The organism is Arthrobacter sp. 05L45_2, assembly GCF_056397525.1.
In genome coordinates, this window is the sequence record NZ_JBFTNO010000072.1 from 1 (window position 1) to 12,741 (window position 12,741).

Annotated in this window: 13 protein-coding genes and 1 tRNA gene; 7 read left to right on the plus strand and 7 right to left on the minus strand. The window is 68.4% G+C overall.

All coding sequences use genetic code 11. The features are described 5' to 3' along the window. Window positions 1-16: 16 nt before the first annotated feature. Complete coding sequence (locus AC1DHD_RS07765) at window positions 17-1,192, minus strand: acyl-CoA dehydrogenase family protein (protein ID WP_476879156.1); 1,176 nt, start codon at window positions 1,190-1,192, stop codon at window positions 17-19. 15 nt (window positions 1,193-1,207) lie between these two features. Next, entirely contained in the window at window positions 1,208-2,512 is a 1,305-nt protein-coding gene (locus AC1DHD_RS07770; RefSeq protein WP_476879157.1) for a M20/M25/M40 family metallo-hydrolase, read from the minus strand. A 150-nt stretch (window positions 2,513-2,662) separates the two neighbouring features. On the opposite strand from AC1DHD_RS07770, the gene AC1DHD_RS07775 reads away from it, so the two are divergent. Then, window positions 2,663-2,745, plus strand: a tRNA-Leu gene (locus tag AC1DHD_RS07775). A 137-nt stretch (window positions 2,746-2,882) separates the two neighbouring features. Here the strand turns inward: AC1DHD_RS07775 and AC1DHD_RS07780 are convergent. Continuing rightward, entirely contained in the window at window positions 2,883-3,173 is a 291-nt protein-coding gene (locus AC1DHD_RS07780) for a hypothetical protein (RefSeq protein ID WP_476879158.1), read from the minus strand. 127 nt (window positions 3,174-3,300) lie between these two features. Here AC1DHD_RS07780 and AC1DHD_RS07785 point away from each other — a divergent pair, with 127 nt between their 5' ends. After that, window positions 3,301-3,705: a nuclear transport factor 2 family protein gene (locus AC1DHD_RS07785; protein ID WP_476879159.1), complete on the plus strand. Its 405-nt coding sequence runs from the start codon at window positions 3,301-3,303 to the stop codon at window positions 3,703-3,705. Window positions 3,706-3,741: 36 nt separating this feature from the next. Here AC1DHD_RS07785 and AC1DHD_RS07790 read toward each other — a convergent pair whose 3' ends face one another. The 3 genes from AC1DHD_RS07790 to AC1DHD_RS07800 all read right to left on the minus strand — a co-directional run bounded on the left by AC1DHD_RS07790 (window position 3,742) and on the right by AC1DHD_RS07800 (window position 7,303). Beyond that, window positions 3,742-4,374, minus strand: coding sequence for a GNAT family N-acetyltransferase (locus AC1DHD_RS07790; RefSeq protein WP_476879160.1), 633 nt, complete (start codon window positions 4,372-4,374; stop codon window positions 3,742-3,744). A 177-nt stretch (window positions 4,375-4,551) separates the two neighbouring features. Next, window positions 4,552-6,738 (minus strand): 4-alpha-glucanotransferase, encoded by a 2,187-nt coding sequence (gene malQ, locus AC1DHD_RS07795; protein WP_476879161.1) that lies wholly within the window; start codon window positions 6,736-6,738, stop codon window positions 4,552-4,554. A 7-nt stretch (window positions 6,739-6,745) separates the two neighbouring features. After that, entirely contained in the window at window positions 6,746-7,303 is a 558-nt protein-coding gene (locus tag AC1DHD_RS07800) for a hemerythrin domain-containing protein (protein ID WP_476879162.1), read from the minus strand. Window positions 7,304-7,452: 149 nt separating this feature from the next. Between AC1DHD_RS07800 and AC1DHD_RS07805 the strand changes: the two genes are divergently transcribed. Genes AC1DHD_RS07805 through AC1DHD_RS07825 form a run of 5 tightly spaced genes read left to right on the plus strand, consistent with a single transcriptional unit; the run spans window position 7,453 to window position 12,161 of the window. Beyond that, complete coding sequence (locus tag AC1DHD_RS07805) at window positions 7,453-7,806, plus strand: TraR/DksA family transcriptional regulator (protein WP_476879163.1); 354 nt, start codon at window positions 7,453-7,455, stop codon at window positions 7,804-7,806. Between the two features lie 36 nt (window positions 7,807-7,842). Continuing rightward, the gene (locus AC1DHD_RS07810) at window positions 7,843-8,637 is read left to right on the plus strand and encodes a M50 family metallopeptidase (RefSeq protein ID WP_476879164.1); all 795 of its coding nucleotides are present in this window, start codon (window positions 7,843-7,845) and stop codon (window positions 8,635-8,637) included. A gap of 54 nt (window positions 8,638-8,691) precedes the next feature. Then, window positions 8,692-9,753 (plus strand): glutathione S-transferase family protein, encoded by a 1,062-nt coding sequence (locus tag AC1DHD_RS07815; RefSeq protein WP_476879165.1) that lies wholly within the window; start codon window positions 8,692-8,694, stop codon window positions 9,751-9,753. Window positions 9,754-9,796: 43 nt separating this feature from the next. Continuing rightward, window positions 9,797-10,942 (plus strand): serine hydrolase domain-containing protein, encoded by a 1,146-nt coding sequence (locus AC1DHD_RS07820; RefSeq protein ID WP_476879166.1) that lies wholly within the window; start codon window positions 9,797-9,799, stop codon window positions 10,940-10,942. Between the two features lie 58 nt (window positions 10,943-11,000). Further along, window positions 11,001-12,161, plus strand: a complete 1,161-nt coding sequence (locus AC1DHD_RS07825; protein WP_476879167.1) for an FUSC family protein — start codon at window positions 11,001-11,003, stop codon at window positions 12,159-12,161. A gap of 36 nt (window positions 12,162-12,197) precedes the next feature. Here the strand turns inward: AC1DHD_RS07825 and AC1DHD_RS07830 are convergent. Next, a partial coding sequence (locus tag AC1DHD_RS07830; RefSeq protein ID WP_476879168.1) for an SRPBCC domain-containing protein occupies window positions 12,198-12,741 on the minus strand: 544 nt, incomplete at its 5' end.

Consider the following 12,741-nt stretch of genomic DNA (forward strand, 5'->3'; position numbering starts at 1 on the left):
GTCTAGGCTCAGCTGGCTAGGACTCCAGGGGACCCAGCCATGCCGACGCCACCGTGCCGTGCGCTGATTCGTCGTCCGACGGGTGGAACATACCCGCCAGGACATCGCGGTAAAGCCGTTCCAGCTCCGAACCCCGGAAGTAGCTCGATCCCCCGGAGACCCTGATGGCCAGGTCCACCACGGTGCGGGCGGTCTCGGTGGCACGCACCTTGACCCCGACGAGCTTGGGGAACCACTGTCCGCCGTGGTCCGTGAGGGCGTCGACGTCGGCGGCGACGGTGGCCAGCTGCGGGTAGAGGGCATCCATGGCCATCGCAGCCTCCGCCACCTTCCACCGGATATCCGGATCCTGGGCATAGCTGCGGCCACCGTTCTTGAACGAGGTGCGGCGTTTGACCGCCTCGACGCCCAACTGCAGTGCCCTCTCGCCAATCCCCGTGTATACCGCGGCCAGCAGGATCTCAAAGCAGGCAAAGATGGCGAAAATCAGCGGATCGGCGTTCGGACCGACCGGGAGCTTGCGGAAAATACGGGCCGGCGGCACCACAGCTCCCTTGAGGACGGTGGTGTTGGACTGGCTGGCCCGCATCCCCAGGGTGTCCCAGTCGGGCAGGATCTGGTACCCGGGAGTCTCGCGGTCAATAAAGCCGTGTACCAGCTCGCCGTCGCCGTCCCGGGCCGCTGCGTCCTTGCCGAAGATCCCCAGCCGGGTCCACGCCGGCGAGAGGCTCGTAAAGATTTTTCGTCCGGTGAACCCGTAGCTGCCGTCCGGCAGCGGCGTCGCCTCCGTACGGGAGTCGAAGAGCACGGAATCGTTGCCGGCCTCCGAATTGCCGAAGGCAAAGATTTCCCCCTGGGCCGCCTCTTGCAGGACGAAGTCCAGGGACGAATCACCGCGGGCGGCCAGCACATGCGCGACGCCGGTCCAGACCAGGTGCATGTTGATCGCCAGCGCCGTGGCCGGGGCCGCCGTTGCCAGCCGCCGTTGCAGTTGYGCGGCGCCGGCCAGGCCCAGGCCCAGCCCGCCGTCGGCCTCCGGGACGAAGATCTTCAGGTAGCCGGCGTCCGCTAGGTCCCGCAGGTCTTCGGTGAAAAACGTGTTCTCACTGTCATAGCCGGCCGCACGGCTGCGGATACGCTCCAGCAGGGCATCGGGAAGGATCTGCTCCAGGGAGGTCGTGGAGAGGGACATACGCTGTTCTTCCGCTCAGTAGTTGCTTAGCAGGGTGTTCAGCACCCTGGCGCCAAACTTCAGCGAGTCCGCGGGCACCCGCTCGTCCACGCCGTGGAACATACCCGTGAAGTCGAGCTCGTCCGGCAGCATCAGCGGCGCGAAGCCGTAACCGGTGATGCCGAGCCGGCTGAGGGCCTTGTTGTCCGTTCCGCCGGAGAGCGTGTAGGGCAGCACCTTCGCACCGGGGTCTTCGGAGTGGAGGGCGTCGATCATGGAGTCGACCAGGTTTCCGGCGAACGGCACCTCGAGGGAGACATCCTTGTGGACGTAGCTCACATCCACCCCGCTGCCGGCCAGGTCCCGGACAATTTCGAGGACCTGGTCCTGCTGGCCGGGCAGCGTCCGGCAGTCCACCAGGGCTTCCGCCGATTCGGGGATGACGTTGTGCTTGTAGCCGCCCTTGAGCAGGGTGGGGTTGGTGGTGTTCTGCAGCGTGGCGCCGACAAAGCGGGCCACGGTGCCGAGTTCCTTCAGGATCTTGTCGGGATCATCCGGGTCGAACTCCACCCCGGTGAGTTCCGTCACGCCGTCGAGGAATTGCCGGGTGGTGGGCGTCAGCTCCACCGGCCACTTGTATTCGCCGATCCGAGAGACGGCGCTGGCCAGCCGGGTCACGGCGTTGTCAGTATTGATCTGCGATCCGTGACCGGCGCGGCCGTGGGCCACCAGCCGCAGCCAGGAAAGGCCCTTCTCGGCCGTCTGCAGCAAGTAGGTGCGCTGGCCCCCGATCGTGGCGGAGAACCCGCCGACCTCGGAGATCGCCTCGGTGGCGCCCTCGAAGAGTTCGGGGCGGTGTTCGACGGCGTAGCCCGCGCCGTACTTGCCGCCGGCTTCCTCGTCGGCGAAGAATGCGAAGATCAGGTCCCGCTTGGGTTTGCGGCCGGTCCTGGCAAAGTCCCGCAGGACGGACAGGATCATCGCATCCATGTCCTTCATGTCCACGGCGCCGCGGCCCCAGATCAGGCCGTCCTTGAGCTCGGCGCCGAAGGGATCCACGGACCACTGCTCACGGAGGGCAGGGACGACGTCGAGGTGGCCGTGAACCACCAAGGCGCTGGCGGACGGGTCCTCCCCGGCCAGCCGGGTGACCACACTGGCGCGGCCCGGGGCGGATTCGAAGATCTCGGCTTCCAGCCCTACCTCCGAGATGAGCCCTGCGGTGTACTCGGCGGCTGCGCGCTCCCCCGGGCCGGACCCATCGCCGAAGTTGGATGTGTCTATCCTGATCAGTTCCTGGCAGATCCGGACGACCTCGTCTTCGGGCCGAATGTCAGTCATATCGCTCCTCGTCGCAGTGGCTCAGTACTGGCTTCAGCCTACCCATTGGCCCCGATTATTTGTTTCCGGAAACTTCGTGTAGAGTCTTTCTCGCTGCTTCCGAGAAAAGCAAAACGCTGAAAGGCGAAATTCTTCCCGGAAATACCACCTGCGCGGGTGGCGGAATGGCAGACGCGCTAGCTTGAGGTGCTAGTCCTCGAAAGGGGGTGGGGGTTCAAGTCCCCCTCCGCGCACAATGAGAAAGGCCCTTAGGATCCACGGATTCTAGGGGCCTTTTCTTTGCTATCCAAGCTAACTCCGGGTTCGCCCTCAGACTCCCACCGAAGCGGCCTCGTTCCGTCCCGGTCGCCGAGAGAACGGCAGCCGCGTCTCAGACGTTGGCCGTGAAATAGTTGGCGACCTCGTAATAGGTGGTCGTCGGGGGTGCCGGGAAGCCGGCCTCCATACTGAGCGGCCCGATCTTCTCCTGAGCGAACTGGTCGTACCGTTCGCGGGATTCCCACACGTCGGTGATGAGCAACTTGCCATCCGTTTCGGCGGCCCAGTGGGAAATGGACCCTTCCGGGCCGGGTCCGCCCGGGGTGAGGCCCATTTTCTGGTTGACCTCGTTGTACTGCGCCAAGGTGGCGCCCTTGAATTCCATGATGATTGCGACAGCCATTTCGTGCTCCTCTGCACTTGCAGGCACGCAAGTTGCGGCCCGCGATTGAACCGGCAATTCCCGGTTTACGCTTCCCGTCCGACGCCGTCAACGGTCTTTCGCGCCCGCCCGGGAGCATACTTGGACCATGACGGACCGTGAGGATTTCCTGGTCTGGGTGGAGTCAGCGCTCCACCAGGCGGAACTTGCACTGCACAGCGGGGATGCTGGACCGCGGCGGCGCATCTGGTCGCGCACGGAACCCGTCAGTGTCCTCGGGGCGTGGCGCAACGCGCAGGGTGTAAGCGAACTCGATGAGCTGTTTAGCGCGTTGGAGAAGAGCTTCTCGAACTGCACCTCGTACAGCTTCGAGGTTCTGTCATACGACGTCGTAGGCGACATGGCCTATACGGCGGGCCTGGAGCACATTTCCGCGGAGGTTGACGGCACCCCGCGCACCTATACCCTCAGGGCTACCCAGGTGTACCGCCGGGAGGCGGGCCAGTGGCGGGTGGCACACCGTCACGGCGACACCGTAGTCCCGGAGGCGTAGTCCCAGAGCCTTAGTCACAGAACCGTAGGCCGGCCGCTAGACGGCGAGCAGGTCCGCCGGCATGTGCCCTGTCAGGGACGCCAGGGCACGGGGCCGCACGTCGGCCCACTCTTCAGTCAGCATGGACAGGATGACGAAGTCCCGCCACATGCCGTCGACGTTTCGGGAGGACCGCCGTCGGGTCCCTTCGGCCGTAAAACCGAACCGTACCAGCGAGGCCAGGGACCGTTGGTTGCGGGCATCAACGTCGCACTCCACCCGGCCGGCGCCGCTGGAGAACAGCCAGTCGAGCAGGGAAATTTTCACTTCGTGATTCACCTTGGCGCCCCAGAAATCCGGATCGAGGACGGTCCGGCCGATTTTCACCCGCTCGGTCCAGGCGTCGTGCTCGGTGATCCCGGTTGTCCCGATGAATCTGGACTGGCCCAGCGGAAGCTGCTGATAGACCGAAAAGACCTGCAGCCCGGCGAAGCGGCGGTCCACGAAAGCGTTCAGGGCGCGCTCCCCCGCGGGCCGGGGTTCACTGTCGCTGAAGCCCTGCGACCAGATTTCGTCGCGGGCCAGCAGGCGCGCGAGCGGCTCGACGTCGAGGGGTGTGAACGGTGCCAGGACAAACCTGCCGGTGACCGTGTGAAGGGTCGGCAGGGTGTCAGGAAGCAGCAGCGCCATTGCGGCCTTTCTGGTGCGCGGTGATGCGCCGGTCAGGGGGAAACGGGGGCCAGGAATGTCCGCTGAAATGCGCTGGCAAGAGAAATTATCACCCCGGAACCGCACCCCGCAACGACACGCGGGAACCGGCCCGGCAGCAGCGCCTCCGCCGGTCCGTCCGGCGTTGTTGCAGGCCGGTTAATAGCCTTCCGGCACTGGCTGACCGGCGGCGGGATGGAGGGCCTGCTGGACTGTTTGGAGGAGGGACCGGAACCGCTCGTCACCGGGCAGATCCTCGATCAGGACGACGCCGTCGGGCCCCGCCAGCGGGATGCGCCAGTTCGGATATTCGGTACTCGTTCCCGGCTGGTTCTGGATCCGGCTCTCCCCTACGGCGTCCACCAGCGCCACCCCCAGCAAGGACGACGGCGTCAGGGCGGTGAACTCATACAGCGCCTCGACGGTGGCTTGCTCCCCTGCCTCCCCCGTTGCCGGCAGCAGCCCGCGCTCCCGAACCAAAGCCAGCACGGCCTCCTGTTCGGCGGCATCCGCGGTCCGTTCCTCCGCGACAGGTCGCCGCAGCAGTCCGAGAGACTCACGGAGGGCTACGTGCACACCCGCCAGGTAGCCCGCGGTCGGCGGCAGGTCATGGGTGTTGACGCTCGTGAGGCACGCCGGCCGGTACCGCTCGGGGACGAGCGGGCCGTCGTCGTCGTGCTCGAACCACAGAATCGAGGTGCCGAAGATGCCCCGCTCGGCCAGATAGTCCCGCACCCAGGGCTCAAACACGCCAAGGTCCTCCCCGATGACCACCGCCCCGGCACGCTGGGCCTCCAGGGCTAGGATCCCGATCAGCGCCTCGTGATCGTAGTAGACGTACGTTYCCTGGTCCGGCCCTGCGCCCTCGGGGATCCACCAGAGCCGGAACAGGCCGAGAATGTGGTCCACCCGAATGCCGCCCGCATGGCGCAGCACGGTCCGCAACATGTCGCGGTAGGCGGCGTAGCCGGATTCCGCGAGCCGGGCCGGGTGCCAGGGCGGCTGGGTCCAGTTCTGGCCCTGTTGATTGAACATATCCGGCGGGGCGCCCACCGTGACGCCCTGGGCCAGGACACCGGCGAGGGTCCAGGCGTCCGCCCCGCCGCGCTTCACCCCGACTGCGAGGTCGTGGATGATGCCGAGGCCCATGCCGGCCCGGYGTGCGGCGTCCTGGGCCGATTCCAGCTGCTGGTCGCAGATCCATTGCAGCCAGCGGTAGAAGTCGATCCGGTCCGCGAGCGCAACGCGTTGTCCTTCGCAGTAAGCGCTATCCGGGGAGACGGCGTCTCCGGCCCACTCGGCAGCCCCGGGGTCCAGGGTTTCGGCGAGCGCGCACCACAGCGCGAAGTCGTCCAAACCCCGGCCATGCTCCCGGCAGAAGTCACTGAAGTATCGGGAGCGGCCCGGGCCCCGCCAGACACGGAACATGAGCTCCAGCGCAGTCAGCTTCGCCGCGTAACTGGAATTGCGGTCCAACAGCTCCGCCTGTGTGTTGGCAGCCTTTTGGCTGGCGGCCAGCCGGGATGCCTCGGCGAGTGCGCCCGGCTCGAGGTAGGCGTACTCCGGAATGTCCTCAACCCGGATGTACAGGGGGTTGAAGAACCGCCGCGTGGCCGGCAGATACGGGGAGTCCTCGACCGGGGGCCGCGGTTCGGCGGCGTGCAGCGGGTTCACCAGGACGAACCCGGCTCCCTCCGCACCCGCCACCGCGGCCAGCTCCGCCAGATCCGCGAAGTCGCCGATGCCCCAGGACCGCCCGGACCGGACGGAGTAGAGCTGTGCCGTCAGCCCCCAGCTGCGGCGCCCTCCGAGGGCGGCGGTGGTGCGCAGCCTGTCCGGCGTCACCACCAGCGGGCACTGGGCGCTCCGTCCTGCGGTGTCCGCGTGGATGGTGTGCCAGCCGAGGCCCAGGCCATCAGGCACCGCGAAACTGGCCTGCCCGGTCAGGACGCCGTCCACGTCGACGGGAGGCTCCCAGTTCTCCAACTGCCGGGCCTCGTGCCGGTCTCCGTCCTCGGCCACGATCCACACACTGACGCTGCTCCCGTGCGGGACGTGGACGTGGAACGACGCCGCCGCCCCCTCCCGCGCTACCACGATGGGAGGCAGCAGCCGGCGCCACGGCGCCTTTCCGGCGTCCTCCAGGGCGAGCCGCATTTGCTTCGACCCCGTGCAGGGAACGCCGAGGGCGGTAAGGACGCCGCGCAGGGTCTCGGCGGCGACGGACCTCTCCGCCCCGTCCCAGCCCCAATAGGAGGTGTCCACCCCATGGGCAGCCGCCAGCCCGCGGAGCAGGGCATCGTCGTCCGCCGGTTCCTGGCGGGAATTCGCCGCGAGATCGTCCATGAGGGCCTCAGCCGCTGACCGGGGGTGCCGCCGGCCCGGGACCGGGCTGAGTCTCGTGGGTGTGCTCCCCGTGGATGTGCGCCTCCCCCACCAGTTCCTGAAGGCCCGCCACGGACTCGGCAAGGCTGAGCCCCGGTGTCGCGATAATGAGGGGCATCAGCAGCCGGTTTTCTTTGTCCAGGTGCAGGGCGAAGATGTGGCCGATGGCGCCGGCGGCAACGGCGGCGTCCACGCCGCGGGAACCGCGCAGCCGTTCGACGAGCGCGACGATCACCTGGTGTTCGGCAAGCATCGCAGCCACAAGCAGGCGGCCTTCCGGGACGGCGCCCGCGCCGCCGTACAGGGGTCCTTCCTCCGCGAGCGCGTGCGGGACGAGCTCAGTCTCACACCACTCGACCAGCACCTCATGGGCCTCGTGCTCGCCTGCTGTGTCCCGGGCGCCCACGGCACGGGTGAGGGCGGCAATCAGGGCCTCGAGCCGTCTGAGCATCCCGGCATGGTGGGTCTCCACGGCGGCGAGGGCCCGCTCGTCGTCCTGCCCGTCGCTGGAAACCGGCATATCCATGGCATCTCCCTGGTCGGGCCTGACTCTGCTGCTGATCAAACTGTACGGCCGGCCCGTCACCGCGAACAGGGCCTGTCCCCGGATCCCGGAACCGGGAGCCCGGCAGCCGGTTCGGCAGTGCCCAGGTAGCCGCGCTAGCCTTGCACCTTATGGTCGACGTCGAACGGTTCCGGAAGCTCCTTGTTGAGGAGCGCCAACGAAAACTTGCGTTGCTGCCCGCGCTACGCAGCGACATCGCTTCCGTGAACGCTGCCCGGCAGGACTCCAATGTCGACGACGAACACGACCCCGAGGGTTCAACGATCGCTTTCGAACTGTCACAGGCCTCCGCGCTCCTGGAACAGAGCCGGGCCGGCCTGGCCCAGATCGACGCCGCCCTCGCCCGGATCGAGCACGGCACCTACGGCATCTGCGCCGTGTGCGGCGGACCGATCGCCGAGGGCCGGCTGGAAGCCAGGCCCTGGACGCCCTACTGCATCCGGCACAGCGCCGGCAAGCCCTGACAGCTACGGCATCACACGAAAGGCCCCACCGCTCACATGAGCATTGAATCAACGGCTCTGACCGCCAGCGACCTCGCCGGAACCTGGTGGCAAAGGATCATCGCCGGATTCGGCCATGCCCCGGTACCCGTGGTCACCGGAACCGAACTCCTGCTGGTGGTGGCTGTCGCCATCGCGCTGTCCCTGCCGCGTGCCAGCTGGCGGTACTTCGGCCTCCTCGCCACCGTGACCCACGAACTGGGCCACGCCTTCGCCGCCCTGATGACCGGCCAGCGGCTCGGCGGCATCAAGCTGAGCCTGGACCACTCCGGCACCACCACCACCTTCAGCCGCCGTCCCTTGGCGGCCGTCTGGTCCACGTTCTGGGGCTACCCGGTCCCGGCCGTGGTGGGCGCTGCCATGGTGTGGTCCGGCGTCAACGGCTGGGGACCGGCGGCGATGTCTGTCGGCACGCTGCTGCTGCTGCTTTCCTTCCTGTTCCTGCGTAACGGCATCGGTGTGCTGATCACGGCGGCGGCTGTCCTGGCTGCGGTGCTCCTGGTCCTGTTCGTCCCAGCCCAGTTCATCGGCCACGTCATGATCGGGCTGGGCCTCGCCCTGCTGGTCGCCGCCGTCCGGGACCTGGCCAAACTCGCCGCGGTGCATACCCGGCACCGCACCCGCCTCTCGACGTCGGACGCCTACCTCCTCGCCAGGTCCACCCGGGTGCCGGCAGCAGCATGGATCGGACTCTTCACCCTGGTGGTGGCAGGTGCATGGTGGGCCGCCTGGCTGTCCATTGCCCCGGTCTTCACCGGACTCATCGGCCAGGCGCTTCACCAGGCCGGCTAAGCCCCCGGGGCCCCGCTCCAGCCCGCCGCGCCGGACTGCGCATAGGCTGGGACCATGACTGAGACAACCACTGGAACCGAGTTCAGTACCCGGGGCGCCTATGTCACCGGCGGCGCGGAATTCACCCGGGACACCAATTACATCGAGGACCGGATCACCCGCGACGGCGCCCCTGGCCCGCACGGCGAACCCGGCTGGCCCGTGGAACCGGGCCGGTACCGCCTGGTCGCGGCCCGGGCCTGCCCGTGGGCCAACCGGACGGTCATTGTCCGCCGCCTGCTCGGCCTCGAAGACGTGATCTCCCTCGGCCAGCCCGGCCCCACCCACGATGCCCGGTCCTGGACTTTCGACCTGGACCCCGGCGGCAAGGACCCGGTCCTCGGGATTGAACGGATCCAGGAGGCCTACTTCCGCCGCTTCCCGGACTATCCGCGCGGCATCACGGTCCCGGCGATCGTCGACGTCCCCAGCGGAGCCGTCGTCACCAACAACTTCCCGCAGATCACCCTGGACTTCTCCACGGAGTGGACCGAATTCCACCGCGACGGCGCCCCGGACCTGTACCCGGAGGCCCTCCGCGAGGAGATCGACGCCGTCAACAAGCGTGTTTTCACCGAAGTGAACAACGGGGTCTACCGCTGCGGTTTCGCCGGTTCCCAGGAAGCCTACGACGCCGCCTACGACAGGCTCTGGACCGCACTGGACTGGCTGGAGGAACGCCTCACCGGACAGCGGTACCTGGTGGGCGACACCATCACCGAGGCGGACGTCCGGCTCTTCACCACACTGGCCCGCTTCGACGCCGTCTACCACGGGCACTTCAAATGCAACCGCCAGAAGCTGAGCGAAATGCCCGCACTGTGGGCCTACGCCCGTGACCTGTTCCAGACACCCGGGTTCGGCGACACCACGGACTTCGTCCAGATCAAACAGCACTATTACATCGTTCATGAGGACATCAATCCCACCGGCATCGTGCCGAAGGGCCCGGACCTGGCGAACTGGCTCTCGCCGCACGGCCGGGAAACCCTCGGCGGGCGGCCCTTCGGCGACGGGACACCGCCCGGACCGGTCCGCGCCGGCGAGGAGGTCACCGCGGGACACGGCGCAGCCTGACCCGGACAGATCCGTGTCCGGGGCGGCGGGCTAGGGTGGTCCAATGAATTCTTCCCCGGGTCCTGTCTGTGAACCGCACACCCGCGCGCTGTCCCGMGGGACGGCCGCGCCGGAGTTCACGCCGGTCCGTGAACTCTTCGACTCCTTCCTGGCCGAGGATCCGGAGTACAGCGCACAGCTTGCGGTCTACCGCGCCGGCACCAGGGTGCTTGACCTTAGTGGCGGACCGGGGCTCGGCCCGGGTGAGATCACCGGGACCTACTCGTGCTCCAAGGGGGCCGCGGCCCTGGTCATCGCCCTGCTGGTCCAGGACGGACTGCTGGACCTGGACGCCGCGGTGGCCTCCTACTGGCCGGAGTTCGGTGCCCATGGGAAGGGCCGGATCACCGTCCGGCAGGCCCTCTCGCACCAGGCCGGACTGCCGGGCATTGCAGGCGGATTCGCGCTCGCAGAGTTTCCGACGGCGGCTGCCGCCAGCCGGCTGGCGGCGGCCGCCCCGCTCTGGCGTCCGGGAGGGACGTTCGGCTATCACGCCCTCACCATCGGCATCCTGATGGAGGAGCTGTGCCGCCGGGCCGCCGGCACCCCGCTCCAGGAGCTCTACGACCAGCGCATCCGACTGCCGTTCGGCGTCGACTTCTTCCTCGGACTGCCGGCGGAAGACGAGCCGCGCTACCGCCCCGTGCTCTACACGGAGGATGCCGACACCTGGCTCGACCCGCTCAGCCAGGCCGGGCTGAACAGCAATGCGCCCGTGAGCACCATCATGGAACTGCCCAACCACCGCATCATCCGGGCCGGCGGCATGAGCAGCGCCGGCGGCGTGGGCTCCGCGGACGGACTCGCCCGGCTCTACGCCGCGGCCACCACCGGGGTGGACGGCAAGTCCGGCTTCCTCTCGGCCCGCACCATCTCACTGATGGCCGAGGAGCAGGTCTGGGGACTGGACCGTTCCTCGGGACAGGACAACGCCTTCGCCGTGGTCTTTATGAAACCCCAGCCCGGACGGGACTTCGGCAGCCACCTGGCCTTCGGCCACGAAGGCGCCAATGCCGCCCTGGGCTTCGCCGACCCCGGGCACGGAATCGGGTTCGGCTACGTCCCCCGGCGCAGCGAGGAGGGCCGCACCAACGGACGGGCCCAGCGCCTGTCCGCCGCGGTCCGGAGGGCCTGCCTCGCAGCCCGCTGACCAGGGACGGAGTTCGTCCAGTTGTCGCAGCGACGCCGCGGCCCTAGGGTGAGCCGGGATGGCAAATGCAACCAACCCCGACACCGGCGGCCACCCTTCCCTGGCCCGACGGCTCGCGCGGACCGTCACCGGAAGCGTCACCGCCGCCGTACTGTGGCCGCGGCTCCAACTGGCGACCAAGGCGGGGCTGGCGGCAGGGATCGCCTTCTTCATCGCCCCGTACATGCCCGGCTCGGCGGCGGAATACCCGTACTACGCACCCCTCGGCGCCCTTGTGGCCATGTACGAGAACGTGTCCGGTTCAATGCGGCAGGGCGTCCAGACGCTGGTGGGCCTGGCGATCGGCGTCGGCCTCGCGTTCACCCTTTTTAGCCTCGGCAACCCCACGCCGCTGACGGTGGCGCTGGTGATGGGCCTGGGCGTCATCCTGGCCGGCCTGCCGCGCATCGGGTCCGGCAGCGACTGGATCCCCACCGCCGCCCTGCTGGTGCTGCTGGTGGGCGGGCACAACCCGGACAAGTTCTCCTTCGGCTACCTCTTCCAGATGGGCGTCGGCGTCACCGTCGGCATCGTGGTGAACCTCCTCGTCTTCCCGCCCCTGCACTTCCGCGCCGCGGCCCTCAGCCTGGCCGAACTGCGGCTGGCCCTGTCCCAGCAGCTGGTGGACATGGGCAAAGCGCTGCGGGAAAACTGGCCGCCGGAGCACGAGGACTGGTCCCGCCGCTCCGAAGCCCTGGCCGCGCACGCCCGCTCGGTGCGCGCGGCTGTGCAAAAGGCCGACGCCAGCCGCCAGGCCAATCCCCGGCGCCGGCTGCATCCGCGCGACGTCGACGCCGACTACAGCAACCTGCGTGACCTTGAGCGGCTGACGTTCCATATCCAGGACGTCACCCAGGTGCTCTCGGACGTCATCTGGGCTACGGACAACCCGTTTGTCATCCCGGACGGTCATGCCGAGCCGCTCGCGGAGGCGATGACCACCGTGGGCGAGGTCATTCGCGCCGCCGACGAGGACGATCCGCAGCGCCAGGCCGAACTGGCAGCCAAGGCTGATGCCACCGTCACCGCGTTCACGGCGCGGATCGCCGGGGACGACCGGCCCGTCGAGGCCCCGAGCGCCGTGGAATCGATCCTCCTGAGCCTGCACCGGATGCTGCGTGTCCTGAAGTCGGGCGAGGGGAATCCGGGGCCGGCGGATTCCCCAAAGGCCCCGGCCTAGCCCAGGCCTGTCCGGACCTCCAGTGAGCCTGGTCCCTTAGGCCAGGCCGCCGGCCAGCTGCTGGTACGCGGGGTGGAGTTCCTGCCAGCGGGCAGCGGCGTCGCAGGGTCCGCCGCCGGCGAGGTAGGCGCCGAGGTCTTCAAGATGGATCTGGTCGCCCGCACCGTAGGCGGCGATCTGTGCCACCGGCATCCCGCGGTCCTCGAGGACGACGGCGGTGTGGTCCCCGTCCGCGGTGAGCGTCACTTCCATGGCACCGTCCGGCTCGCCGGGCGACGTCGTAGAAATCAGCAGCCGCTGCCCGGGGTCGCACACGTCCACGCGGCAGGTCCCTTCCCAGCCGCTGGCGAAGTGGCGCGCCCGGAAAACACCGCCGAGACGCAACTCCCCGTCCACGACGCCGAGCCAGCGGGCCAGGCGCGCAGGGTCGGTCAGGGCCAGCCACACCTCCCGGCTTCCGGAGTTGATTCGGGCTTCCAGCCGGACAATCCCGCCGTCCTCCGTGGCGCTCAGGGTGCCCAGGACCCGGACGCTTTGGGACTCAGTGCCGGTCGATTCGGTGCTGGTCATTGCGTACTCC